Source organism: Austwickia sp. TVS 96-490-7B, from assembly GCF_019331795.1.
Taxonomy (GTDB): domain Bacteria; phylum Actinomycetota; class Actinomycetes; order Actinomycetales; family Dermatophilaceae; genus Austwickia.
Window position 1 is genome coordinate 140778 of sequence record NZ_JAHPZL010000007.1, and the last position, 26453, is coordinate 167230.

Annotated in this window: 21 protein-coding genes and 1 tRNA gene; 19 read left to right on the forward strand and 3 right to left on the reverse strand. The window is 64.1% G+C overall.

The window, feature by feature from the left end:
* Nucleotides 1-36: 36 nt before the first annotated feature.
* The 3 genes from KEM60_RS08780 to KEM60_RS08790 are packed head-to-tail and all read right to left on the reverse strand — an operon-like array spanning nucleotide 37 to nucleotide 2950.
* Entirely contained in the window at nucleotides 37-1053 is a 1017-nt protein-coding gene (locus KEM60_RS08780; protein ID WP_219107154.1) for an ABC transporter substrate-binding protein, read from the reverse strand.
* Nucleotides 1050-1838: an ABC transporter ATP-binding protein gene (locus tag KEM60_RS08785; RefSeq protein WP_219107155.1), complete on the reverse strand. Its 789-nt coding sequence runs from the start codon at nucleotides 1836-1838 to the stop codon at nucleotides 1050-1052. The genes KEM60_RS08780 and KEM60_RS08785 overlap by 4 nt, the downstream gene beginning before the upstream one ends.
* Nucleotides 1835-2950 (reverse strand): iron ABC transporter permease, encoded by a 1116-nt coding sequence (locus tag KEM60_RS08790; RefSeq protein WP_255574413.1) that lies wholly within the window; start codon nucleotides 2948-2950, stop codon nucleotides 1835-1837. Before KEM60_RS08790 ends, KEM60_RS08785 begins: the two co-directional genes overlap by 4 nt.
* A 267-nt stretch (nucleotides 2951-3217) precedes the next feature.
* On the opposite strand from KEM60_RS08790, the gene glmU reads away from it, so the two are divergent.
* The 19 genes from glmU to KEM60_RS08885 all read left to right on the forward strand — a co-directional run bounded on the left by glmU (nucleotide 3218) and on the right by KEM60_RS08885 (nucleotide 26346).
* A complete protein-coding gene (glmU, locus tag KEM60_RS08795; protein ID WP_219107157.1) occupies nucleotides 3218-4690 on the forward strand; it encodes a bifunctional UDP-N-acetylglucosamine diphosphorylase/glucosamine-1-phosphate N-acetyltransferase GlmU in 1473 nt (490 codons plus the stop codon).
* Entirely contained in the window at nucleotides 4687-5667 is a 981-nt protein-coding gene (locus KEM60_RS08800) for a ribose-phosphate diphosphokinase (protein WP_219107158.1), read from the forward strand. Before glmU ends, KEM60_RS08800 begins: the two co-directional genes overlap by 4 nt.
* Before the next feature lie 303 nt (nucleotides 5668-5970).
* Entirely contained in the window at nucleotides 5971-6573 is a 603-nt protein-coding gene (locus KEM60_RS08805; RefSeq protein WP_219107159.1) for a 50S ribosomal protein L25/general stress protein Ctc, read from the forward strand.
* Nucleotides 6574-6721: 148 nt separating this feature from the next.
* Complete coding sequence (gene pth, locus KEM60_RS08810) at nucleotides 6722-7330, forward strand: aminoacyl-tRNA hydrolase (RefSeq protein WP_255574414.1); 609 nt, start codon at nucleotides 6722-6724, stop codon at nucleotides 7328-7330.
* A gap of 360 nt (nucleotides 7331-7690) precedes the next feature.
* The gene (locus KEM60_RS08815; RefSeq protein WP_370626337.1) at nucleotides 7691-9250 is read left to right on the forward strand and encodes a sugar transferase; all 1560 of its coding nucleotides are present in this window, start codon (nucleotides 7691-7693) and stop codon (nucleotides 9248-9250) included.
* Nucleotides 9251-9485: 235 nt separating this feature from the next.
* Nucleotides 9486-13115 (forward strand): transcription-repair coupling factor, encoded by a 3630-nt coding sequence (gene mfd / locus KEM60_RS08820; protein WP_219107160.1) that lies wholly within the window; start codon nucleotides 9486-9488, stop codon nucleotides 13113-13115.
* A 134-nt stretch (nucleotides 13116-13249) separates the two neighbouring features.
* Nucleotides 13250-15076: a gamma-glutamyltransferase gene (gene ggt / locus KEM60_RS08825; RefSeq protein WP_370626338.1), complete on the forward strand. Its 1827-nt coding sequence runs from the start codon at nucleotides 13250-13252 to the stop codon at nucleotides 15074-15076.
* 180 nt (nucleotides 15077-15256) lie between these two features.
* The gene (locus tag KEM60_RS08830; RefSeq protein WP_219107161.1) at nucleotides 15257-16030 is read left to right on the forward strand and encodes a hypothetical protein; all 774 of its coding nucleotides are present in this window, start codon (nucleotides 15257-15259) and stop codon (nucleotides 16028-16030) included.
* Entirely contained in the window at nucleotides 16027-16674 is a 648-nt protein-coding gene (locus KEM60_RS08835) for a MazG family protein (RefSeq protein WP_255574415.1), read from the forward strand. Before KEM60_RS08830 ends, KEM60_RS08835 begins: the two co-directional genes overlap by 4 nt.
* A gap of 29 nt (nucleotides 16675-16703) precedes the next feature.
* Nucleotides 16704-18350: a N,N-dimethylformamidase beta subunit family domain-containing protein gene (locus tag KEM60_RS08840; RefSeq protein WP_219107162.1), complete on the forward strand. Its 1647-nt coding sequence runs from the start codon at nucleotides 16704-16706 to the stop codon at nucleotides 18348-18350.
* Nucleotides 18351-18550: 200 nt separating this feature from the next.
* Nucleotides 18551-19840, forward strand: a complete 1290-nt coding sequence (eno, locus tag KEM60_RS08845) for a phosphopyruvate hydratase (RefSeq protein WP_219107163.1) — start codon at nucleotides 18551-18553, stop codon at nucleotides 19838-19840.
* Between the two features lie 3 nt (nucleotides 19841-19843).
* The gene (locus tag KEM60_RS08850) at nucleotides 19844-20506 is read left to right on the forward strand and encodes a septum formation initiator family protein (RefSeq protein WP_219107164.1); all 663 of its coding nucleotides are present in this window, start codon (nucleotides 19844-19846) and stop codon (nucleotides 20504-20506) included.
* 17 nt (nucleotides 20507-20523) lie between these two features.
* The gene (locus tag KEM60_RS08855; protein ID WP_219107165.1) at nucleotides 20524-21045 is read left to right on the forward strand and encodes a DUF501 domain-containing protein; all 522 of its coding nucleotides are present in this window, start codon (nucleotides 20524-20526) and stop codon (nucleotides 21043-21045) included.
* A complete protein-coding gene (locus KEM60_RS08860; RefSeq protein ID WP_219107166.1) occupies nucleotides 21042-22049 on the forward strand; it encodes a Ppx/GppA phosphatase family protein in 1008 nt (335 codons plus the stop codon). Before KEM60_RS08855 ends, KEM60_RS08860 begins: the two co-directional genes overlap by 4 nt.
* Nucleotides 22050-22092: 43 nt before the next feature.
* Nucleotides 22093-22166, forward strand: a tRNA-Leu gene (locus KEM60_RS08865).
* A gap of 145 nt (nucleotides 22167-22311) precedes the next feature.
* Nucleotides 22312-23190: a Bax inhibitor-1/YccA family protein gene (locus KEM60_RS08870; RefSeq protein ID WP_219107167.1), complete on the forward strand. Its 879-nt coding sequence runs from the start codon at nucleotides 22312-22314 to the stop codon at nucleotides 23188-23190.
* Between the two features lie 65 nt (nucleotides 23191-23255).
* On the forward strand, nucleotides 23256-23501 hold the full coding sequence (locus tag KEM60_RS08875; RefSeq protein ID WP_219107168.1) for a hypothetical protein: 246 nt from the start codon (nucleotides 23256-23258) through the stop codon (nucleotides 23499-23501).
* A 434-nt stretch (nucleotides 23502-23935) separates the two neighbouring features.
* Nucleotides 23936-24649 (forward strand): hypothetical protein, encoded by a 714-nt coding sequence (locus KEM60_RS08880; RefSeq protein ID WP_219107169.1) that lies wholly within the window; start codon nucleotides 23936-23938, stop codon nucleotides 24647-24649.
* A 128-nt stretch (nucleotides 24650-24777) separates the two neighbouring features.
* Nucleotides 24778-26346: an amino acid permease gene (locus KEM60_RS08885; protein ID WP_255574416.1), complete on the forward strand. Its 1569-nt coding sequence runs from the start codon at nucleotides 24778-24780 to the stop codon at nucleotides 26344-26346.
* Nucleotides 26347-26453: the final 107 nt, after the last annotated feature.

Genomic DNA, 26453 nt, shown 5'->3' on the forward strand with positions numbered 1-26453 from the left:
CACCGACGTCGCCCGCCTCAGCTGACGGATCTCAGGTCAGTTGTGGTTCTTCGCGAGCCAGGCGCCAAATTTTTCTGCGCCATCGATGTTGCGGGGCCCGGAGATGCATTCGTTGTAGTCGATGACATAAAACTTGTCGTTTTTCACGGCGGCGACCTTAGCCAAGGCAGGGTTCGCTTTGAGTGCGGCGATCTTTTCCTCAGCGGGCTTGTCGCGGTAAGACATGATCATGATGACGTCCGGGTCAGCTTTGACCACGGATTCCCAGCTGGTTTTGGTCCACCGTTGGTTGAGGTCGGCGTAAATGTTGGTCCCACCGGCGGCGTCGATGATTTCTTGCACAGGCACCTGGTTGCCTGCGGTGGCGGGCTGGTCAGTGCCGGAGTCGTACAGGAAAACTTTCGGTTTGCTGGGCAGTTCGGATCCGGTTTTGCGGACCTTGTCCATGCGGTCCTTGAATTCGTTGACTTTGGCGGTGGCGCGGTCCTCGACGTGGAAGATCTTTCCCAAGCGTTCAAAATCGGCGTAGAGCGCGGGGAGCGGTTTCATCGTCTCGGGGTGGCCGGGGTAGGCGAAGCACGATTCGGTGTGCATAAAACTGGCGATGCCTAGCCCGTCGAGGATCTTCGGGGTGATCCCGCGTTTTTCAGAGAAGCCGGAGTTCCATCCGGCGATGACCATGTCGGCTTTCTTGTCGACGACCAGTTCCTTGTTGAGCAGGTCGGAAGACAGCAACGGCACTTTCGCGTAGTCCGCGGCGTACGGCGAGGTGGCCGGGTCAGGGTTGGTGGGGGTCATCACGTAGCCGAGGACCCGATCAGTGAGGCCCAGGGCAAACATTTTGTCGGCGGAGCCACCTTCATAGGCGATGACTTTGCGCGGGTCACGGTAGGTGACGGTTTCGCCGCACCGTTGGACCTGGACTTCGGCGGCGGTGGAGCTGCTGCCGCCGGCATTGTCGGCGACGGTCGCGCCGCAGGAGGTGGTCATGGCCAGCCCAGCGATCAGCGCGAGGGCGGTGGCGGTACGGCGGGATGCCCGGGCTGTGCTCATCGGGTTCGCTCCAGGGGTTCGAGGGTGTGCAGGATTTGGGGTCGGCCGGTGACGGGGTGTTCGACGATGAGGACGTCGACGTCGTAGACCTGTCGGATGATCGGTGTGGTGATGACCTCGGCCGGGGTGCCAGAGGCGACGATCCGGCCGTCGTGGAGGAGATAGATGCGGTCGCACGCTGCCGCGGCGAGGTTGATGTCGTGCAAGACCGCCAGGACGGTGGTGGTCCCACCGCGCAGCAGCGACAGCAGTCGCAACTGGTGGGTGATGTCGAGGTGGTTGGTGGGTTCGTCGAGGACGAGCAGGGTGGGTTCTTGGACCAGGGCGCGGGCGATGAGGACGCGTTGACGTTCACCGCCGGACAGGCTGAGGATCCCGCGGTGGCGCAGATGGCTGACACCGAGACGGTCCATGGCGGTGTCAGCCAGGTCGAGTTCGCGGGTGGTGAGGCGGCGTCCGCGGTCTTGGTGGGGGCTGCGGCCGAGCCGGACGATCTCTTCGACGGTGAAGTCCAGGTCGGAGCTGCTGTCTTGGGCGAGTGCAGCGACCCGTCGGGCGCTATCGCGGAGCGATAACGAGGTCAGGTCGTCGCCGTCCAGCACGAGCGCTCCGGCGTGTGGGGTTAGTGACCGGTAGACGGTGCGGAGCAGGGTGGATTTGCCGCTGCCGTTCGGTCCGAGGAGTCCGACGATGTCGCCGGCGGGGACGTTCAGGGTGAGGTCGCGGACGATGTCGTGGCCGCCGAGGCGGACGGTCAGGTCGCGAATGTCCAGCTGACCGGTCATCGGTGGCCTCCGAGGATGTGACCGCGCCGCCGGAGTAGCACGATAAAGACGGGGACGCCGATGAGGGCGGTGATGGCGCTGAGGGGGAGTTCGCGCGGGGCGACGAGGGTGCGGGCGATCAGGTCAACCCAGACCATCAGGATCGCACCGACGAGAGGAGCGACAGCTAGCACGCGAGCGTGGGTGGCGCCGACGAGCATCCGCACGATGTGGGGGACGACGAGTCCCACGAAGCCGATGCAGCCGCTGACGGCGGTGACTGCGCCGGTGGTCAGCGAGAGGACGACAAAGAGAGTACGGCGGGCCGCGGTGGCGTCGACGCCGAGGCTGGCGGCAGTTTCGTCGCCAAGGGAGAGGACGTCGAGGGTGGAGGCGTGGCGGCGGTAGACCACGAGGCCGAGGGCCACGAAGACGGTGACGACCGGCAGGAGCGCCCAGGCAGCAGCCCCGAAGGAGCCCATTGACCAGAACAGCACCGTGGAGGTGGATTCGGTGTCGGGGACGAGATAGATGAGCACGCTCATGATCGCTTGGAATCCGGCGGCGAGGACCACCCCGGTCAGGACGAGTCGCACCGGGGTCACGCCGCTGTCGCGTTGCCAGGATGCCGCCCAGACGAGGGCGCTGGCGCCGAGAGCACCGAGGAAGGCGCCGCCGGTGACGAAGAAGACGCCGAGGGTGGAGGCTAAAGCGCCCATTCCCAGGGAGCTCATGCCGACGGCGGCGAGGGTGACACTGACGGCTCCGACGGAGGCTCCGGAGCTGACGCCAAGCAGGAACGGGTCGGCGAGGACATTGCGGACCATGGCTTGGATGACGGCGCCGGTGGCGCTGAGTGCAGCACCGACGAGGGCGGCAAGAAGGACGCGGGGCGTGCGTACCTGCCAAATGATTTGGTATGACGACACCTCGTCCCGGGCGATGGTGCCGCCGGTGATGGCCTGGGTCAGGTAGTGCACGGTCTGCGACAGGGATACGTCGGCGCCACCGCTGGCGATGGCGGTCACGATGGACACGCCCAGCAACACGGCCAATGCGAGACACAGCAGCGGGAGGCGGGCTGGGCGGTCGATCCAGCGGGGGGCGGGGGGAGCAAGAGCCTGGGCCGACACGTCGCCGATCGTACCTTCATCGAATATGAGAATCATGCGCAACAGGCGTCCAGTTCAGTGGGCTCGTTCCTGCACCCGACGTGCAGGTCCCCCACGGATGGACGCACACCGTCCCAGTTCGACGGGTGAGGCAGGTTCGGAGCCGCCCCGGCGGTACGATGACGAGCGGTGCTGGCGCTCCAGACCAGGTCCGGGCGTCTTCAGTCCGTTCCCGTTCAGATGGTCACGCCACGCTGCCCGTCTACCCCCGACCTCCGGAGCACGCCTGTGACCACCAGTCGTCCCGCCGCTGTCGTCATCCTCGCCGCAGGCGAGGGGACGCGCATGAAGTCCTCCACACCCAAGGTGTTGCATCCGATCGGGGGTCGCTCCCTCCTCGGCCACGCCATCGCCGCTGCTCGCGGTCTCCAACCACACCACCTGGCCGTTGTCGTCCGCCACGAGCGTGACCGCGTCGCCGCGCATGTCGCCGACGTCGCACCAGACGCTGTCATCGCCGACCAAGACGAGGTCAAAGGCACCGGGCGTGCCACCGAATGCGGTTTGGACGCCCTTCCCAGCCCATTGACCGGCACTGTCCTGGTCACGTACGGCGACGTACCGCTGTTGACCACCGACACCTTGGCCGCGCTGCTCGACCGCCACGACAGCGCCGGTTGCGCTGCCACCGTCCTGACCGCCCACGTCCAAGACCCCACCGGCTACGGCCGAATCCTGCGGGACTCTGATGGCACCGTGACAGGGATCGTCGAGCAAAAAGACGCCACCGAAGAGCAGCGGCAGATCACCGAGATCAACTCCGGGATCTACGCTTTCGACGGTGACCTGTTACGCGATGCGCTCGCGGAGGTCGGCACTGACAACGTCCAGGGCGAGAAATACCTCACGGATGTCCTGGGGCTGGCGCGGTCCCGCGGCTTGAGCGTGCAGACCCACCTCATCGAAGACCTCTGGCAGACCGAAGGCGTCAACGACCGGGTGCAGCTGGCCCGGATGGGCGCTGAGCTCAACCGTCGAGTCGTCGAGTCGCATCAGCGCGCCGGGGTGACCATCGTGGATCCGGCGACCACGTGGATCGACGTGGACGTCACCATCGGGCAGGACACGGTGATCCAGCCCAACTGCCAGTTGTTGGGGGCGACGAGCATCGGCACCGAGGCTCGTATCGGGCCGGACTGCACGATCGAGTCCTGCGAGATTGGCGACGGGGCGGAGGTCAAACGCACCGAAGCTCATCACGCAGTGATCGGGGATGGCGCGACTGTCGGGCCGTTCAGCTACCTGCGTCCCGGCACCGAGTTGGGTGTCAAGGGCAAGATCGGTGGATTCGTCGAGACCAAGAACGCCCAGATCGGGGATGGCGCGAAGGTGCCGCACCTCACGTATTGCGGTGATGCTGTCATTGGTCCTGGGGCCAACATCGGCGCTGGCACGATCTTCGCCAACTACGACGGGGTCGCCAAACACCAGACGTACGTCGGTGCGGATTCCTTCGTGGGGTCCCAGACCGTCCTGGTGGCGCCAGTGTCTGTCGCCGATGGGTGTTACGTCGCCGCAGGATCTGCGCTGACCGATGACACTCAGCCTGGGCAGATCGCCGTAGCGAGGGGCAGACAACGCAATATCGATGGGTGGGTGGCTCGACGTCGCGCCGGCACCAGGACCGATGCGTCCGCGCGAGCGGCGGCAGCGGCGACCGAGCAGACCGGCCAGACGACTTCGCAGGAGACCCAGAAGTGACCTCGTTGAAACGCACCACCGAGAAGAGCCTGATGATCCTGTCCGGCCGAGCGCATCCTGCGCTGGCTGATGAGGTCGCCGAATGTCTGGGTATCCACCCTGTCCCCACCACGGCTTATGAGTTTGCTAACTCTGAGATCTATGTCCGTTTCGAAGAGTCGGTTCGTGGTTCGGATGCTTTCTGCATCCAGAGCCATACGGCGCCGATTAACGAGTGGATCATGGAGCATCTGATCATGGTCGACGCCCTGAAACGGGCTTCGGCGAAGCGCATCACCGTGGTGCTGCCGTTCTACGGTTATGCCCGTCAGGACAAGAAGCACCGTGGTCGTGAGCCCATCTCCGCCCGATTGATGGCTGACCTCTTTAAGGCCGCCGGAGCTGATCGGCTCATCTGCGTGGATCTGCATACTGCGCAGATCCAAGGATTTTTTGACGGACCGGTCGATCATCTGCAGGCGTTGCCGATCCTGTCTGATTATGTCGCCGGAAAATATGGCCATGAGCAGTTGGCCGTAGTCTCCCCGGATGCCGGACGTATCAAGGTGGCCGAGCAGTGGAGCAAACGGCTCGGCGGGGCGCCGCTGGCGTTTATCCATAAGACTCGCGACATCACCCGGCCTAACCAGTCCGTGGCCAACAGGGTCGTCGGTGATGTCAAGGACCGGATGTGTGTGCTCGTCGACGACATGATCGACTCTGGGGGCACGATTTGTCAGGCCGCCGATGCCTTGCTGGCTGCTGGGGCCAGTGGAGTGGTCATCGCCGCGACCCACGCGATCTTCTCTGACCCAGCTGTCGAACGGTTGCGTCGTTCGCCGGTGCAGGAAGTGATCGTGACCAATACGCTGCCTATTCCTGCCGAGAAGCATTTCGACAAGTTGCAGGTGCTCTCGATTGCCCCACTGATCAGCCAAGCGATTCACGAGGTGTTTGAAGACGGATCGGTCACGAGCCTGTTTGATGCCCCCAACTGATCCGCCCGAACCCGGTCGGTTCGCACGGCATACGTCGTCGGGACCGGCCTCGGCTCGGATTTCTGGTGCTGTCCTCGGAGCAGATACCATGAACCGTTGCCTCGGCGAGGGATGATGCGCGGCCGCTCTGCGGTCTAGTGATCCGTGATCGACGCGGCCCGGTTCGGGCATGGCCTTGTGGTTTGTGCTCGCTGCGGCGTCCGCGTGATGTCCCATTCCGAGGCTGCGTGACACTCACACCGGACGTTCCGGTGCCGTATCTGGGCAGGGTCGATGCCTTGTCCGTCCCCGAGGAGGTCGGCTATGGCCGAGAACACCACGATCGCTGCTGAGAAGCGCACCGAGTTTGGCAAGGGCGCGGCCCGTCGCGTCCGGCGTGAGCACAAGATCCCCGCCGTCCTGTACGGCCACGGCTCCGACCCGATCCACCTGAACCTGCCCGGCCACGAGATGATGCTGGCCGTGAAGGTCCCCAACGCCGTGTTGACATTCGTCGTTGACGGTGAGGAGCACTTGGCCCTGGTCAAGGAGGTCCAGCGGGACGTCATCAAGCCGATCATCAAGCACATCGACCTGGTCGCGGTGCGTCGGGGCGAGAAGGTCGTCGTCGACCTGGTTGTCTCCACCGTGGGTGATGCAGCTCCGGAGACTGTCGTCAACGTGGAGACGCAGACCGTTCACGTCCAGGCGGAGGCCACGCACATCCCCACCGGCCTTGAGGTTTCGGTTGAGGGCTTGGCACCAGGCACCCAGATTCACGCCCGTGACTTGGTCCTGCCGACTGGCGTTGAGCTCGTCACCGAGCCTGACACCCTCGTCGTGAACGTCAGCCAGGCGATCTCCGCCGAAGCGCTGGAAGCAGAGCTGGGTGAGGCTGCGGAGTCAGACGAGGACGCCGAGGCCTGATCTGGTCGAGAGGGAGGGTGGCCCAGGCTGCACTCCGACATCAGAGCTGAAGGGGGTGACCGTCGTGACGGTCACCCCCTTCAGGGTGCAAAGCCTGGTGCCATCAGCCGTGGTCGGTGGCGTCGGCGTCCCCCGATAATCTGGGGCTGTGACCGAGATCTCAGCTACGAAGCCTCTGGACCCGGCATTGGTCGTGGGGCTGGGCAATCCGGGTGGGCAGTACGCCGGGAACCGACACAACGTGGGGGCAATGGTCCTGGATGCCATTGCCGAGCAGCATGGGGCCACGCTGCGCCGGCATCGGGCGCGGGCTTCTATCGCCCAGATTCGATGGGGCACCCTCCCCGGGGGACGCCCTGGCCCACAGGTGATCTTGGCGCGGCCGACGACCTACATGAATGAGTCTGGTGGCCCGGTGAAGGCCCTAGCGACGTACTATTCAGTGGCTTCGCCAGCAGTCGTGGTCGTGCATGACGACCTGGAGTTGGCCTTCGGTGAGGTGCGGTTAAAACGTGGCGGTGGTGAGGCAGGGCACAACGGGTTGAGGTCGGTCTCCTCGGCGCTGGGATCACGTGACTACTGTCGATTGCGCGTCGGGGTGGGTCGCCCGCCGGGGCGTCAATCTCCCGGCGATTTCGTACTGCGAGATTTCACTCCCGCTGAGCGCAAGGAGCTGCCGTTCGTCGTTGCGGATGCGGCGGAGTTGCTGGAAGCGTTGATCGTCCGAGGTCACACTGTGCTCGACCTCCCGCGGTGACTGGGCATCGTCCGTCCGCGCATTCCCTTTGCGACCAGGGATGCTCATGTCGCGGTCCTGGCGTTGGCGCTGTGTGAGCACGGAGATGGCCCTCAACCAGATGCTGAGTCTGGGGATGCCTCTCGGCCCGTTCTGTCCGTCGGTCAGGGTACTCTTGGACCGGCGTTCGGCTGCCACTTCCGAACCGTCTGGGGAGACTTCTGGGGGTGCTTCGTCCATAGGGCGATGCGGTTCCAGGTGGTGAGTGGGAAGAGGGATCCGGCCATTCCTAGGTCCTGTCGTTGGGGGTAACGACAGGACCTGTTCGGGGAGGACGGCATCCATGCAGTGCATCTGTTCCAACTGGGAGGGGTTGGCAACGTGTCGATTCATGAGCGCGACATCGCACGACACAATGATCGCGCCAGGCATCGTTCAGAGCGTCGGGGCGCCATGGTGGAGCGGCTGGAGGTGCCGGTCAACTCCACCGAGATCTTCGCACCGAGCTTAGGGGGGACACCGGAGCGAATCTCTCTGCGTAATGGCTGGTCACGTGCTTATCTGACCAGGTTGATCATCGTGGATGTCGCTGTCGGAGTCCTGTGCAGTGTGGCGGCGGCCATGATTCGCTTTGGGGATTCGGATCTGCAGGAGCCCTACCTGTGGATCGTCCCGGTCGTCGGCTTGTGTTGGGTGGCAGCGTTGGCCATGGCCAATGCGTATGAACGCCGATATCTGGGCATCTCCACCGAGGAGTATCGCTCCGTTGGACGAGCCGTAGTGGGGATGCTGGCGCTGCTGGCGGTGGCGTCGTTCTTGACTAACTGGCAGTTGGCGCGGGCGTACGTTCTGGTATTGATGCCGTTGCTTCTGGTGAGTGGCCTCGCTACCCGCAGGCAAATGCGCCTGTGGTTGGGGCGACGCCGGGAAAAGGGCGAACTCATGCAGCGCACCGTGGTGGTGGGGCGTGCTGATGCGGCGGCGTCGTTGTTGCGCAGCATGCAGAACGAACCGACCCAAGGGCTGTTGCCGGTGGCGGTATGCGCCTCAGGGATGGATGCCAGTTGGGATGCCACGAGTTCGATTGAAGGCGTCCCGGTGATGGGGACTCCGCGCGATGCGATCTCTGCAGCAGACTTGTACGACGCCGAGGTCGTCGCGGTGGCTTCACACCCTGACTTGGCGGGGAAAGCATTGCGGCGTTTGGCGTGGGCATTGGAAGAGCGCGGCGTCGAGTTGATCGTTTCTCCTGGGCTCCTTGACGTGGCTGGTCCTCGGATGTCGATCCGCCCGTCAAACAATTTGTCGCTGCTGCATGTGGAGCGGCCAGCCCATGCGACCCGGTCGATGTTCCTCAAGAGTGTGATGGACCGGACGTTGGCTTTCCTGCTGGTCTTGTTTCTCTCGCCGCTGCTGTTGACAGTCGCATTGCTGATCAAGATCACCGATCCAGGCCCGGTCTTTTTCATGCAAAAACGGGTCGGAGTCCGTGGCGAAATTTTCTTCATCTACAAGTTCCGCACGATGTGTGTGGACGCTGAGAAGCGCTTGGAGGCGTTGCGCGCGCAGAGCGATGGCAATGGTGTCCTCTTCAAGATGAAGGACGACCCACGAGTCACCCGGGTCGGCAAGGTGTTGCGGCGGTTCTCGATTGACGAGCTACCTCAGCTGTTGAATGTGCTCTTCGGCGATATGTCTTTGGTGGGTCCCCGTCCGCCGCTTCCGGCAGAGGTGGAGCAGTACGAGCCGGATGCGTTACGACGCCTGCATGTGCGACCGGGTATGACCGGGCTGTGGCAGGTTTCTGGCCGCAGCGATCTGAGCTGGGAGGAGTCTCTCCGATTGGATCTGCGGTACGTCGATAACTGGTCGCCGATTGGTGATCTGCATATTCTGATTCGCACGTTCCGTGCCGTGACGCACAGCTCTGGGGCCTACTGACCTGGTCGGGGGTGAACCGTGGTCGGCCCTGGACGCGTCGAGACGACGTACCGGCCGGTCACAGACCTGTCGGGGGATCCAGATACTCTGAACGACGTCCGAGAAGCTGCTGGCGTCACCTGTGGGGTGACGCATTGGAGCGTAAGCCGTGGTGGGCTCACCGGTGACGGTGAGCCGTCGCGGTCAGCCGTCATTTCACGAGCACGCTGTGCTGTGATCCCTGACAGGAGAGCCGATGACCCTGGAGTGTCTGGCGACCGCCTTGCTTGCCGACCAGGGGGTCCAGCGTGCGGTTGATCTGGCCGAGTCGGGGCAGTCGCTAGTCGACGTGGCAGTCGCTCCAGGGGCGCGTCCACCGTTAGCGGCGGTCCTTGCTGGAAGGCAGCCGGTAGGGGCGCCTTTAGTGCTCGTCACCGCGACAGGTCGCGAAGCCGATGACACCGTGACGGCGCTGCGGTCTTTCCTGCCGGCCGATGACGTCGTCCTCATGCCTAGTTGGGAGACGCTGCCGCACGAGAGGCTAAGCCCGCGCAGCGATACCGTCGGGCGGCGTCTGGCGGTGCTGCGTCGCATGGTGCATCCCGATCCGGAGGACTCGACGTACGGGCCGGTGCGGGTCGTGGTGGTGCCCGTCCGGGCGCTGCTTCAACCAGTGGTGACCGGGTTGGCGGAGCTGACGCCGGTGTCGGTGCGGGTCGGGCAGCACCATGACCTATCCGCCGTGGTCGAAGCTCTGGTGGCTGCGGCGTACGTGCGGACCGACTTGGTTGAGCGGCGCGGTGAGTTCGCGGTGCGGGGAGGGATCCTGGATGTGTTCCCGCCGACAGAAGATCACCCGGTGCGGGTCGAGTTTTTTGGCGACGAGGTTGAGCAGATCAGATTTTTCACGGTCGCCGATCAACGCTCTGTTGGTCTGGCCACGCATGGGCTGTGGGCGCCACCGTGCCGGGAGATTCTGCTCACTGACGCGGTCCGCGAGCGGGCCGCCGCCCTGATGAGTCAGCTTCCCGGAGTGGCTGACATGCTCGGCAAGATTGCCGCAGGGATTGCTGTGGAGGGAATGGAGTCGCTGGGGCCAGTCCTGGTGGAGGGAATGGAATCTCTCTTAGATGTCCTGCCGAAGGACTCCCGGGTCGTGGTGATCGAGCCTGAACGAGTGCGCGCCAGAGCACGAGACCTGGTGGCCACCAGTCAGGAGTTTCTACAGGCCAGCTGGGCCGGGGCCGCCGCTGGCGGAGCGGTACCCGTGGATCTGGAGTCGATGCTCGGCACCGGATCGTTCTGGACATTGGCGCAGACCCGCGAGCGGGCCATAGAGCTGGGGCTGCCCTGGTGGACCTTGACCGCGTTTGCCGCTGACGACGAACTGGTGGGCGACCTTGGCGGTGACGACGCCGTCGCTGTCACGGTGCCCAGTCGGGACCTCGATGGGTATCACGGCGATGGAGAGGCCATCCGGGCAGATCTGCGACGTTGGGCAGTGGAGGAACATCAGCGAGTTGTCGTTGTCACCGAAGGCGCCGGGCTAGGGCAGCGTCTCGCTGAGGTGCTTGCCGATCAGGGGGTGCCTGCCACCGTTGGTGAGATCGACCCGACGTCTGGACCGGTAGCAGGCGGGGTGCACCTGACCACCGGCTGCCTCCAGCGTGGTTTTGTCGCGCGGGGAGCCGACCTGGTCGTGGTCACTGAGGCTGATCTCCTCGGGCAGACTGGCACGGCCACAGCTGGTGGGTCGACCAGGGACATGCGGCGTATGCCGTCTCGACGCCGTCAGCAAGTCGACCCGTTGCAGCTGCGGCCTGGCGACTTCGTGGTGCACGAGCAGCACGGAGTGGGCCGGTTTGTGGAAATGACCCAACGCACTGTGCAGGGGGCAACCCGGGAATATCTGGTCCTCGAATATGCCTCCTCCAAGCGTGGGCAGCCGGGCGATCGACTGTTTGTCCCCACTGACCAGCTTGATCAGGTCACTCGGTATGTCGGGGGAGAAGCTCCCACGCTGAACAAACTCGGCGGGTCGGACTGGTCTAAGACCAAGTCGCGAGCGAAGCGGCATGTCAAGGAGATTGCTGGCGAGCTGATCCGACTCTATTCGGCGCGGATGGCCACCCGCGGACACGCCTTCGCTGCGGACACGCCCTGGCAACGTGAGCTGGAGGACGCCTTCGCGTATATCGAGACCCCGGACCAGCTGAGTTCGATCGACGAGGTCAAAGCTGACATGGAGAAGGAGGTCCCCATGGATCGCCTGATCTGCGGGGACGTCGGCTATGGCAAGACCGAGATCGCGGTGCGCGCCGCCTTCAAAGCGATCCAAGACGGCAAGCAGGTCGCGGTGTTGGTGCCCACCACCTTGCTTGTTCAGCAGCACCTGGTGACTTTCTCTGAGCGGTACGCCCAATTCCCGGTGCGGGTCAAAGCGCTGTCCCGGTTCCAGACCCCAGCTGAGTCGAGCGCGGTGATCGACGGTTTGGCGGACGGATCGGTGGATGTGGTGATCGGCACACATCGGCTGCTCAGCAGCAGCATTCGCTTCAAAGATCTCGGCTTGGTGGTCATCGACGAAGAGCAACGATTTGGTGTGGAACACAAAGAGCAGCTCAAAGCGCTGCGGACCAATGTGGATGTCTTGGCCATGTCAGCCACGCCGATCCCACGCACGCTGGAGATGGCGGTGACCGGCATCCGAGAGATGTCGACCTTGGCCACTCCGCCGGAAGAGCGGCATCCGGTGCTCACTTTCGTCGGGGCGTACGACGAGAAGCAGGTGACTGCCGCGATTCGCCGGGAGCTGTTGCGCGAGGGGCAGGTGTTCTTCGTGCACAACCGTGTTCAGTCCATCGACAAGACAGCGGCCCGGCTGCGAGAACTGGTGCCGGAAGCGCGTATCGGGACAGCGCACGGTCAAATGGGTGAGTCGCGCTTGGAGCAGGTCGTGGTGGATTTCTGGGAAAAGCGGTACGACGTCCTGGTGTGCACGACCATTGTCGAGACTGGTCTGGACGTGAGTAACGCCAACACTCTGATCGTGGATCGCGCCGATGTCCTGGGGTTGTCCCAATTGCATCAGCTGCGAGGCCGGGTGGGGCGAGGTCGGGAGCGGGCCTACGCCTACTTCCTGTATCCCGCAGGTCACACCTTGACGGAGACCGCCCATGACCGGCTGGCCACGATCGCGTCACATACCGATCTGGGGGCCGGGATGGCGGTGGCGATGAAAGACCTGGAAATTCGTGGTGCAGGCAACCTCCTCGGCGGAGAACAATCGGGGCATATCGCTGGGGTCGGTTTTGATCTCTATGTCAGGCTCGTGGGGGAAGCTGTCGCGGACTTCCGAGACCCAGACCGGGTCGAGCAGCCCGTGGAGATCAAGATCGAGCTGCCCGTGGATGCGCACCTACCCCACGAATACGTCCCAGGGGAGCGGTTGCGTCTAGAGGCATACAAGAAACTCGCTCAGGTCACTGACGAAGCAGAACTCGACGAGATCGTCGCAGAACTCGTCGACCGGTATGGCCCGCTCCCGACGGCAGCGGAGAACCTTGTCGACGTGGCGCGGCTCCGAACCGTGGCCCGCGCGGCCGGGGTCGGCGACGTAGGGGTGCAGGGCCAATTCATCCGCTTTGGTCCGGTGGACCTCCCGGAGAGCAAGATCATGAGGTTGCAGCGACTGTATAAGGGCACGGTCGTCAAAGCAGCGACCCGTACCATCCTGGTCCCCACCCCTAAGACAGCGCCGGTGGGTGGGCGACCGCTGCGGGACAAAGCCGTGCTTGACTGGGCCGCCCAACTCATCCGCACGGTGTTACTCACCGACCTGACCGTCACTGGGACGGCACCGACTCCGTCACGTGGAAAGCGTTGATCATCGAGCGATTTCCCCGCTGATCCTCTTCCGTCCACCCGAGTGGGCTGGCAGGGTGGGAGCACTGATCTCAGGTCGGACTCCCTATGTCCACACCTGAGACGTGATGCTGCCCGTGTGCCCCAGCCAGGAGGATGTCCGTGCGACGACGAGCCATGACCTGGAGCGGACTCTGCTTGGCGACCACCCTGGTGATGTCGTCGACTCCGCTTGTTTACGCCGCCGAGGCCAACCGACCCCAACCACCCAAGGTCCCCACCGCTGTCGGGACTGGAGGCGCTGTCACCACGGTGGATAACTATGCGACCGAGGTCGGGCTGTCCGTGCTCCGTGACGGCGGCAACGCTGTGGATGCTGCCGTCGCCACCGCCGCTGCACTGGGAGTGACCGAGCCCTACAGCGCTGGCATTGGTGGCGGCGGATACTTCATGTATTACGAGGCCAAAACCAAGACGGTGCACACCCTTGACGGGCGGGAAACTGCCCCCCGCGCGATCCGACCGGATGCGTTCATCGACCCCAAGACCGGCAAGCCTTACCAGTTCACGCCGCATCTGGTCACCAGTGGTGTCAGTGTCGGAGTCCCCGGCACTCCCGCTACCTGGGAAGACGCCGTACGACGTTGGGGCACTAAGAAACTGGGCCAGGTCCTTGAACCTGCTGCAAAACTCGCCCACGACGGTTTTGTCGTCGACGAAACCTTCCGCAGCCAGACCCTGGACAACAAGGACCGCTTCGCGGCATTTCCAGACACTGCAGCGCTATTCCTACCCAAAGGTGATGCCCCAGCGGTCGGCACGGTCTTCACCAATCCCGACCTCGCGGCGACGTACCGACTGATGGGCGCCAAGGGCGTCGCTGAGGGTTTCTACGCCGGACCGGTTGCCGATGGCATCGTCAAGACCGTCAACGCACCCAAGAAAACTCCTGGGACGACGCTGCCAGTGCCCCCCGGATCGATGACCGCGCAGGATCTCAAGGGATACCGCACCGTCGCTGGCCGCGCCCTGCAATCGGGATACCGCGGCTACACCGTCCACGGCATGAACGGATCCTCTGCTGGCGGGACCACCGTCGGTGAAGCTCTGCGCATCCTGGAAAAAGTTGATCTCACGTCTCTGCCCGCAGACAAAGCCCAGCACCAGTACCTGGCCGCTTCAGCGCTCGCCTTCGCCGATCGAGCTAAATACACCGGTGACCCTGCATTCGTGAAAGTCCCCACCGACCGCCTCCTGTCCACCGACTTTGCGACTCAACGCGCCTGTTTGATCGCCGCGGACAAGGCACTGGTCACCCCAGTCAAACCGGGAGATGTCACCGCCACCAAGGACTGCCACACCACTGCCCCAGCAGAAAAACCCGACACCGAGAACATCTCCACGACGAACCTCACCGTCGCCGACAAGTGGGGCAACATCGTCGAATACACGCTGAGTATCGAACAGACAGGTGGCTCCGGCATGGTGGTCCCCGGCCGGGGTTTCCTGCTGAACAATGAATTGACGGACTTCACCACTGTGTACGACGCTAAAGACCCCAACCGCATCGAACCAGGCAAACGGCCTCGATCATCGATGTCCCCGACCATCATCACCCGCGACGGCACACCTTTCCTTGCCCTCGGATCGCCAGGGGGATCGACCATCATCACCACGGTGTTGCAGACCATCGTCAACCGTCTCGACCTGGGCATGACCACCCCTCAAGCCCTCGCCGCCCCCCGCGCCTCACTGCGCAACACCGCCGAAGTCACCGCCGAACCGGAATACATTACCAGCAAAGGCCCGGGAATCACCGCGATGGGTTACAAGGTCAAGAAGGCCGGCGACGCTTTTACCAGCGCCTCTCAGATCGGAGCAGCGACCGCCATCGAGTTCGATCAGGCCGGCGGGATGACTGCTGCTGCCGAACCCGTACGGCGCGGTGGCGGCAGCGCTGGAGTGCTCACCCCGCGGAGTTGACCCCGTCGACAGCGGTTTCCGCCCGCACCGATCTCCGACTCCGGCGGAGCAGGTTGTCCTCGGCGCGGTAGGCTCGCCCTGAGGCTCTGTGTCGTCCACCCTCTGGCTGGATGACAGGCCTCGTGTCAGGCATGTGCCGAGTCGGCTCGTCGTACATGGTCATCCGGGAAAGGACGCTCCGTGAAGTCACGTCTCATCAGCTTCGGCGCGATGGCCGCGTTGTCCGCGGTTTTCGCGGTCGCGACAACAGGATGCACCGCGCCCACTCCCGGCACGGCAGCGTCCGTGGACGGCCTGGTGATCCACGAATCTGACCTCGCCAGCGTGATCCAGGACCTGTCCCATTCACCTCAGGCGGGCAATGTCAACCTGCAGTCTCTCCTGGGGCGACTCATCTTGGCCAAGGTTGTCGAAGGGCATGCCAAGGAGTTGGATTCACCGGAGATCAGCGTGGACACTGCGCGATCGCAGCTGAAGATGAAGGATGCCTCCGGCAACGAGATCGCTCTTTCAGATGCCACGGTCAACGTAGGGCGTGCCCTGGCCCGGTTGAAGGCCGTCGCCGATAGTCCCAAAGCGCCTCAGCTGAAAAACCTGGTGAGCAAGGCCACCATCGTGGTCAACCCGAAGTACGGCAAGTACGACATGACCACGTTCAATCTGGTGCCGGGCGCTCCGGACTGGATCGTCGAGCCCAGTGCGCCCCCGTTTGACCCGACGCGCCCGGAGGGGCCAAACCAGCCTGGTCAGCCAGTCCAGCCGGTTCAACCTCGGCCGACTAACCCGGCGACCTTGCCCGGTGCGAAAGCACCCGGCGCGGATCACACCCCGCCCGCTGACAAGACGCCAGGTGCTGACAAGACGCCAGCCACCCCGCCAGCTGACGGTGCGACTTCGACTGCTCCGGCTGACGAGCCCAGCGGATCGGCGCCGGACGAGTCTTCAGCCCCGTGACCGGGGCACCGGATCACCCCGATCTGACCTCCCTGGCGGATCTGATCGGGGTGATGGACCGGTTGCGTTCGCCAGGCGGATGCCCGTGGGACGCCGAACAGACCCACCACACGTTGGCGCCATACGCGGTGGAAGAGTCGTACGAACTAGTCGACGCCATCGCAGGTGGCGATCGTGGTGAGTTGCGCGAAGAACTCGGTGACCTGTTGTTGCAGGTGGTCTTCCACGCCCGCGTCGCCCAGGATGATCCCCAGGATCCGTTTGACTTAGACGACGTGGCTCGAGGCATCGCCGCGAAGCTACGTCGGCGACATCCCCATGTCTTCGCCGACGGCGACGCTCGGACAGCTGAGGCGGTGGCCGCCCGCTGGGACGAAATCAAAGCCGTCGAAAAGCCCGAACGGCATGGCCTGTTCGATGGAATACCTCAGGGGATGCCGGGGCTGGAGCGAGCGGCGAAGATGACATCTCGATTGGCCCGGGCCGGTCAATCTGACGTGGCGGTCCAGATCGCTACGGGGGACACCATCGGGGCGCGGCTATTCGCACTGGTGGTGGAGTCTCACGAACGCGGTCTCGACCCGTCAGTGGAGTTGGCGACGGTGCTGCGCGATCTGGCGCGGGAGGTCGAGTCCACCGACTAAGCGTCGAGTCGACTGGGGAGGGCAAAGTCATGGGGTCGGTCGTCGGATGGGCCCGTCGTGGAGCTGCGCTGCTCACCGGGTCGCAGTGTGCTGTCAGACAGGTAGCGGCCGCGGCTGTGGTGGTGGCGACGCTCGCTACCGCGACTGCCTGCTCCGGTGAATCGCCACCCCCACCAGGATCATCCGCACCGGCCACGACGTCACTGGCTAGTGCGGCTGGTCATGACTCGTCCTGGGTAGCTACCGAAAATGCCCGTGCTGGGACTTCCGATTGGCAGTTGGGACAGGTCGCCGGAGATACCGAACTGGCTGGATATTGCGGCCAGGTGAGTGTCCTGCCCGGAGAAGACGCGAGCTTATTTGTCACCTCGACGGTGGGGGATTTCACCGTCACGGCGTACCGAATGGGCTGGTACGGCGGGAAGGGCGCCCGTGAGGTGTGGCGTACACCGAAGCCGGTGCGCGGAGTGGCTCAGGCTCCTGCGTCTGTGGCTGCGGATGGGACCGTGACAACCTCCTGGAACGTTTCGGCCACCCTCCCCACCACCGGGTGGCCTGAGGGCAGTTATCTGTTGGCGCTTCGTGGCGTCAACGGGGGGCCGGGGCGGTATGTCCCGTTGGTGGTGCGCTCTCGGTCGGTCAAAGACCGACTGGTGCTGAACTCCGCAGTGCTGACGTATCAGGCCTACAACGCGTGGGGCGGGCACAGCCTCTACAAGGGTCCCGATGGAGGGTTTGGGTCGCGGAGTCGCCGAGTCAGTTTTGACCGCCCGTATGACCGCAATGGGGCTATGGAGGTGTTCAAGTTTGAGATTCCGGTGGTGCAGCGGGCTGAACGACTAGGGGTGGATCTGGCGTATGTCACCGGGTGGGATGTCGACCAGCGGGCGGGACTGCTGGACGGTGCCCGTGGCCTGGTCACGATGGGGCACGACGAGTATTGGACGGTGCCTGAGCGGGACGCGGTTGAGCGTGCTCGTGACCAGGGGATGAATGTGGCTTTCTTGGGGGCGAATGTTGCGTACTGGCGGGTGCGTCTGGAGCAAGGGCGCACCGGTCAGGGCCGCACCATGGTGGGTTACAAAAGCCTCGATGATCCGGTGAAGGGAGCCACCACGACGGTGTTGTGGCGTTCCGATCCGGGGTCGCGTCCGGAGAATTCACTGACTGGGATGCTGTACGAGTGCTATCCGGCGCGTGGGGCGATGGTGGTGCATGACTCGGCATTTTTTCTGTTCGCTGGGACCGGTGCCAGCGCTGGTACGTCGTACCCGGGGTTGGTCGGCACTGAGGTGGATCGGGCTTATCCGATTGCCGGGACCCCCAAGAACCTTCAGGTCGTTGCGCATTCACCAGTGACCTGCTCGGACCGGGGCGGCACGGTCAGTGACGTGACGTACTACACCACTGATTCGGGGGCAGGGGTTTTTGCCGTGGGGACGATGATGTGGGTGACGGCGGTGGGTGGCCGGACCGCGGGTACCGACATGGATGGCTCGTCGGTGGGTTTTGCGATGACCGTCACCGACAACCTGTTCCGGGCGATGGTGGCGGGGCCCATGGGGAAGTCCCATCCGGCGAGGGCAAATCTGGAGGCCCTGCACGCTTCTTCGTCGACAGAACGTGGCACCGGGGGGCCGGTCGGCGGTCAGGCGACGATCAAGGACACCGACTGAAGATGTCCCCGTCTTGGGCGATGTGCACAACACGGGGCGCGCCGGAGGGGCTGATGGTTCCATGACGGTCAGAGGGGACTGTCGTGACTGGTGGGGCGGGTTGCCTGAGGAGCCGCCGGAGGTGGCCACGGCGACGTCCACTCGCGGTGGCAGGTAGGCTCGGCCTTGTACAAATCGGCTCCGTCGCAAGGAGATTTTCCGTGGCAAGCATCGAGGCAATTGGCGCCCGCGAGATTCTGGACTCGCGTGGCAACCCGACCGTCGAGGTCGAGGTCGTTCTCGAGGACGGGACGATGGCACGTGCAGCCGTCCCCAGTGGTGCCTCTACCGGTGCCTTCGAGGCCGTCGAGCTGCGTGACGGCGACAAGGGACGTTACCTGGGTAAGGGTGTGGAGAAGGCTGTCGACCACGTGGTTGAGGACCTCCAGCCTCGCCTGTTGGGTTATGACGCAGCTGACCAGCGTCTCATTGACAACGAGATGTTGGCCGTTGATGGCACTGACAACAAGGGCTCCATGGGCGCTAACGCCATTCTTGGCGTGTCGCTGGCTGTGGCCCGCGCCGCGGCAGATTCGGCCGGTCTGCCGCTCTACCGTTACGTCGGCGGCCCCAACGCGCATGTGCTGCCGGTGCCGATGATGAACATCCTGAACGGCGGCAGCCACGCCGACTCCAACGTGGACATCCAGGAGTTCATGATCGCTCCGATCGGCGCAGCGTCCTTCAAGGAAGCGCTGCGGATGGGCGCTGAGGTCTACCACCACCTGAAGAAGGTGCTGCACGACAAGGGCCTGGCCACTGGCCTGGGCGATGAGGGTGGTTTCGCGCCGAACCTGGACAGCAACCGCGCCGCGCTCGACCTGATCGGTGAGGCCGTGAAGGCTGCCGGATACGACTTCGGCAAGGACATCGCCGTTGCTCTTGACGTGGCCGCGTCGGAGTTCTACGAGGACGGCACCTACGCCTTCGAAGGTGGCAAGAAGTCTGCCGCCGAGATGATCGAGTACTACGCGGAGCTGGTCGAGGCCTACCCGCTGGTCTCCATCGAAGACCCGCTGAACGAGGACGACTGGGATGGCTGGAAGGCCATCACCGAGCGTCTGGGCGACAAGGTCCAGCTGGTCGGAGACGACCTGTTCGTGACCAACCCCAAGCGGCTGCGTCGGGGCATCGAGTCCGCCACCGCCAACGCCCTGCTGGTCAAGGTCAACCAGATCGGTTCGCTGACTGAGACCCTGGACGCCGTCACGATGGCCCAGGTCAACGGCTACAAGTGCATGATGAGCCACCGGTCTGGCGAGACTGAGGACACCACCATCGCTGACTTGGCTGTCGCCACGAACTGCGGTCAGATCAAGACCGGCGCCCCGGCCCGCTCTGAGCGGGTTGCCAAGTACAACCAGCTGCTGCGCATCGAGGAAGACCTCGACGACGCTGCGGTGTACGCCGGCGCTGCGGCCTTCCCGCGCTTCAAGGGCGCGCAGGGCTGACGCATGGCGTCTGCGGGTCGACGCCCCGGGGGTACGACTGGTCGCGGCCGTCGTACCCCCGGGGCGCGTCCGTCCCCCACTCCGGGACCACGCGCTCGGGGTAGCGCTGCGGTCCGTCCTGCGGGAAAGAGCAGAAACGACGCGCCAGCGCCACGCTCGAAGGACCGCAGCCGTCGTACGGCGGATCCGGTATGGCGGATCTCCCGCCCTACCCGGCGGGCAGCGGTGCTCGGCGCAATCTTGGTGATGATGGCCTTGATGTTGGCGCCGACGTTGCGCTCATGGTTGGACCAACGCAGCCAGGTGGAGGCGTTACGGGACAAAGTGCGAGCGCAGCAGCAGACGCTGCGCTCGTTAGAGCAGGAAAAAGCCCGATGGGATGATCCTGCGTTCGTGGAGCAACAAGCCAGATCCCGTCTCAAGGTGGTCAAACCAGGGGAGACCGGTTACACCGTGATCGGGGTGGGCCGGGAGGCTAAAGCCCGTCAGGGTGAGGTGAAGGGATCGGTTGTGGCGCCTGCGGTGACCGAACGAATGACGTGGTATGAGCGGATGTGGAGATCGGTGGAATTGACCGACGGGGTTGGCCGGACAACCCGACTTGGCGGGTCAGAGCAGCAGCCGTCACCGACGGCGGGACCGACCACCAGCGGGGGGAACCGGTGAGCGAGGGATATCCCCCGATGGATGCGCAGGACGAGGCAGCGGCGAGCGCGCAGTTGGGTCGGGCGGTGCGTGGTGTCGCAGGGGTGGCGCATCGGTGTACCTGTGGTCAACCCGATGTGTTGGCCACCTGCCCTCGGCTTCCTGATGGCACGCCTTTCCCGACCACCTTCTATGCCACCTGTCCGCGTCTCACCGGGGCGATCTCTACGTTGGAGACGACGGGGTTGATGCGGGAGATGACAGAACGGTTGAGTCGCGACCCACAGCTCGCTGCGCAGTATGTCGCAGCTCATGAGGATTATCTGGCGCGTCGCCGTGAGTTGGGGGATGTCCCGGAGATTGAGGGGATCTCTGCCGGGGGGATGCCGCATCGGGTGAAATGTTTACATGTCCTGGTGGGCCATGCGTTGGCTGCTGGTCCGGGGGTTAATCCGTTTGGTGATGAGGCCTTGGCGTTGCTCCCGCAGTGGGGAGCCGGTGGGCCGTGTGCGAGTCAGAGGGAGTCCGAACCGGTCCGAGCTGCTGGCGACCTGGGGTGAGTCGGGTCGCCGCGATCGACGGTGGTACTCATTCGATGCGGCTGTTGATCGCTGACGTTGAGGAGCAGTCTGGGCAGGGCGGATCGGCGACGGTCGTCGCGTACCCGCTGGTTCGGCGTACCCGGACGGTCCGGTTGGGGGCCGGGGTTGATGCGACGGGTCGGATCGGTGCGCGTGCTGTCGATGCAGCGCAGTCGGTGATGCGGGAGTTCGCTGAGTTATGTAGGCATTTCGAGGTGGACGAGGTGCGCTTCGTGGCGACGTCTGCGGCTCGGGATGCGCAGAATTCCGATGTGCTGCTCGCCGCGGTGACGTCAACGTTCGCCGGGTTTGCGGTGACCGCTCAGGTCATCTCCGGGGCAGAAGAGGCTCGCTTGTCGTATTTGGGCGCGACGCGGTCGATCTGGGGGCAAGGCGGCTCGGCGGGGTGCCTGGTCGTTGATGTGGGTGGGGGGTCGACGGAGTGTGTCGTGGGGACTGCGCACCGTCATGCGGCGATGTCAGTCAATGTGGGCTGCCTGCGCTGGTGCGAGCGATGGGGAGATGCCGATCCGCCGTCCCCGGAGCAGCTGAGAGCTGCCGCGCGCATCGTCGACGCGGAGTTGGACCAGTTGGATGAGGGCCTCGGCTGGGAGGGAGTGCGCACCCTGGTGGGGGTGGCCGGTTCGGTAGCGGCGGTGACTGCTTTTGCCATGGGGTTGACGGCCCAGGAGGTGGCGAGAGTGCATCTCGCGGAGCTGCCGGTGGCGACGGTGATGGCGGCATGTGCCGAGATCACGGCTAGTTCTCGCGCTGACTTAGCTGCCCGGTGTGGCGGGGACCCTGGTGACCTCGATGTGGTCGTGGCTGGTGCCCTGATTTGGGGGCGGATAGTGCAGCGGGTGAGTGAGCGGACGGGGGTGGGGTTCGCGGTGACCAGTTTGCACGATGTGGTGGATGGGATAGCTGTCGATCGCGTGGGGTCATGGCCGTGGCGGGCGGGGGGTGATGGGCAGTCATCGTGACCCGGTGCCAACAGCAGGGCGCGAAGCAGGCTAGGCTAGTCAGGCCCTCGTGGCCCAACTGGCAGAGGCAGGCCACTTAAAATGGCTTCAGTGCGGGTTCGAATCCCGTCGAGGGCACTGTGAACTCACCGGTGGGGTGCAGCGTGCACCCCAGTTTCGACCCCATCTGTGCGGGTTGAGCGGGAACACCCTGAGTGGTTGTCACGTTAACCCCCTTATAGGAGCGCGAATCGCGCGCGACGTATCTGGAGGAATGTCCCCCATGAGCAACCCTGTCTTCAACCGGATCGACAAGCAGGTCCAGGAAGGTCGGTACGCCGGATTCGGTCCGGGCCAGACCACCTCCCCCCAGGGGTATGGCCACGTACCCCAGGGTTACGGTCAGCAGCAGTACGGCCAGTACGGCCAGTACGGCGTTCCCAGTGCGGAACACCTTGACCAGATGTATCAGGCTCCTTCGGCTGGTCCGGTGCAAACCGGGCGGGTCACTCTGGACGACGTGATCATGAAGACCTTGGGTCTTTTTGGTCTGTTGGTCGTCATGGCGGCGGTGGCGTGGACGACGGTGTCGATCAACGTCGCCGCAGGCATGTTGATGTGGACCGTCGGCATGCTCGGTGGACTGGTCGTTGGCTTGGTCATCGCGTTTAAGAAGAAGATCAGTGTTCCCCTGATCGTGGCCTACGCCGCCCTGGAAGGGATGTTCGTCGGGGCGATCAGCCGGATGCTCGAAGGCCGCTACCCCGGCGTCGTATCCACCGCGGTGCTGGCAACCTTGTGCGTGTTTGCCGCGATGTTCGTGGGCTGGAAGTCCGGGTACATCAAGGTGACGGCGAAGTCCCGCCGGATCGTCGGTATGGCCGTCGTCGGTTACATGATCTTCAGCTTGGTTAGCTTGGTGTTCAGCATGGTCGGTGGCGCTGGCCTGTTCCCGTTCGGTTCGCCGTTGGGCATCGGCCTGTCGCTGTTTGTGGTCGGTCTGGCTGCCTACACCTTGGCGATGGACTTCGACACCATTGACAACACGGTGCGTTCTGGAGCCCCGCAGGAATACTCTTGGTTGCTGGCCCACGGCTTGATTGTCTCCGTGGTCTGGCTGTACCTGGAGATCCTGCGCCTGGTCTCCCAGCTGCGCGATTGATCGACGACCCGGTTCCCCGCGACGCGCGGACCGAACTTGAGCGCCTGGGCCGGCGGTGGCAGACCATGCCGCTGGACCAGGCGCTCGCCTGTGCCGGTGTGCTGCGGGGGTTGGCTCAGCAGTACGCCGAGGAGTGCGCCCGGCGGCAAGGTCTGTCCGGGCCGGTCCCGCTGCTTGGTGATCTCGGTCCGGCGGCGGCAATGGACCAGTTGACAGTCTTGACATACGACGTGGCCCGGCTGCGTCCCGCACCGGAGCGGGCCGGGTTGGCTGCGGATCTGGCGCAGGTACGTCGAGGTTTACCGCAGTGAAGGTCCCGACTCGGCCTCAGAGTGATGAACGGCGGATCACGCTAGATCTCGCCTTGATGACGGCGACACCCCGGCATCCGCTGCCGGATCGGCTCTGATCAACGGAGAGACAGGCGAGTCCAGCTCGTGACATCACAGTTGTGACGCTCCTGTTCTACCACCACGGGTGAGCGGGTAGACCAGAGGTGTCCATCACCTCGGGGGCAGTTATCGAGAGAGATCGGTCCCCATGTCACGTCATCGCTGCGCCTACGCGCGTCGCCTGTCTATGATCGCCGTTTGCCCAGTCGCGGGGGTCGGTGCACCAGCCTGTTCTTCCAGCCCGGACACTGAATCTCCGGCTGGAAGTCCAGCTCCCTCAAGCGCCGGTACGACGCCGTCGCAGTCGATGTTCACGACGCCCGCACAGCCTGACCGGGGCGCGGACTCACAGCGTGGGAATCATCGGTCAGTTGCCACCAACACCACGACTCGTCACCTATGCCGGGTGGACAGGACAGGCTGATTTCGGTGGCCGGGGGTTGTTGACCCTTGATACTCAGGGAAGTTTGCAGTTCTGGTGGGCTCACCTGCGCGTCGGACGGGATCACATCGCCGGGTCATTCACTGAGAAGCACGTGCTGGGGGAGGGGCTCGGCGACGTACGGGCGCTCGCTGGGGTGCTTCGACGTAACCGGCTGAGCCATCCAGGGCTGGTGTTGGTGCGTGGCGATGGCCGGCTGGAGTATCACCCGGTGAGCATGTCCCGGGACTGGAAGGAATACACCTTGGGGGCGCCTCGGGTGATCGCCACCGGGCTATCTCACGCTTCAGCTTTAGCGATCTTCAGTGATTCGACGGAGCAGCACTACTGGACCACCGTCGTCGTGGCCGACCAGGGCCAACTGGTGCAGTACCGGTTCACCGAGGACGCCGAGGGGCCGGTGGTCCGCCGGGTGCTGGTTGCTGACGGCCCACGCTCACCGAAAACACTGCGGCAGGCTTGTAGTTTCCTTCCCGGGGGTGATCGGCATGGTGCGCTGATTGCGTACGACGAGCAGGGCCATGGCCAGATGTTCGCCGGGCCGTGGGACGAGCAAACGGGCGAAGGTGAACTGACATATATCGGTACTACCGAGAATGACATCTCGGGGGAGGTTCGCTTCTGAGGTGAGGGCATGGTGTCGGGTTCAGGCATCCGTGTCCGGTTTCTACCGATCGGTCAGAAGGGGAGGAGCCGGGTGCGGATGTCTGCTGAGTCTCATCGGTGAAGAGAGTCCACCAGAGGGCACCATTCATGTCGTACTCTGACACGCGGCGCCACCACCAGCGCACTTTCACCCTCACCGCTCCCACGGAGGACGGCATGCACGACACCACAACGACCGGCGGATCAGCGTCGGGTCGTGACGAGTCTGGCGGTTTGCAGCAGGGTCTGACCACTCGACAGATCTCCATGATCGGCTTGTCCGGTGCGTTGGGCACCGGACTGTTCCTCGGCTCCGGTTCGATGATCAAAATGGCCGGTCCGGCCATCGTCGTGAGCTACACCTTGACGGGGCTCTTGGCGCTCATCGTGGTCTGGTCCTTGGCCGAGATGACCACCCAGCATCCAGTGGCCGGTGGTTTCGGCGCGTCAGCGCACGCGTATCTCGGCCCCATGGGAGGGTTCCTGGCCCGGTGGAATGTCGCGGTCACCATGTGCATCGCGGTGGGTGCCGAGGTCACGGCGGCAGCGAAGTATCTTCAACGGTGGTTCCCTGACCTCAACAGCGCGTTAGGGACGGTGCTGTGCAGTCTGATCCTGATCCTGATCAACCTGGCGACAGTGCGGCTGTACGGAGCGAGTGAGTATTGGTTCTCCATCCTCAAAGTCGCTACGGTCATCGTGTTCATCGCGTTAGGTGTGGTGATGATCTTCGTCGGGTTGCCCGGGCGCGCCGCGACCGGACTGAGCAACCTGACGGCCCATGGCGGTTTTGCACCTCACGGAGCGGGTGCCATCTTGGCGGCAGCAGTGATGGCCATCTTCAGTTTCGGTGGTGCCGAGAATGTCTCGGTGACCGCTGCGGAGTCCGCTGACCCTGTCAAAGACATCCCCAAGGCCGCCAAAGCGATGATTTTTCGACTGATCATTTTTTACGTCGGCGCTATTGCCGTGGTGGTGGCTTTGGAGCCGTGGACAGTGTCTGCGGAAGGCGAAGGCTTGATGGCAAGTCCTTTCGTGAAGGTGCTCGCTGCGGCCAATATCCCTGGCGCGGCGGACTTCATGAACCTGGTGTTAATCGTCGCGGCGTTGTCCGCCGGCAACGGCTGCCTGTATGCCTCCTCGCGGATGTTGCACAGTTTGGGCACTGACCGGATGGCTCCGGCATCGTTCGCGGTGACCACCGCTGAGGGGTCCCCGCGGAAGGCAGTGACGGCCGCCTCAGCAGGAATGGTCGTCGCGTCGGTGTTGGCGCTGTGGCGTCCGGACGACGCCTTCATGCTGCTCTTTGGGGTGCTGGTGTTTGGTCTGTGGTTGACCTGGTTGCTGATCGTGGTCACCTACCTGGCCTTCAAACCGACTCGACGACGCCTGGGACTGCCGGATTCGCCAGTGCAACTGACCGGTGGTGTACCGATGGCGTTCGTCGGGTTCCTGGTGTTGGCGGGAGTCGGGGTGTCTTTGGCCTTCATCCCTGGTCTAACCATTGCCTGGCAAATTGGCGGGCCGTACCTGTTGGTGATGTTGTTGGGCTACTTGGTGGCTGATCGGAGCCGTCGGGGAGCTCCTGAAGACAGCGTGTTGACCCGGGAGCTTGCGGCTCGTGACCAGAGCGAGAGTGCCTCAGCGCAGGCCGTGGCGGCGACTGTCGTGGACTGATCTGCACCGATCTGCACTGACCTGAGGGCGGGCCCGGACGCGAAAGCGTCACGTCATGGGTTCGCCCTCAGTCGGTGTCGGGGCTCAGGAGGGACATCCCGCGTGGA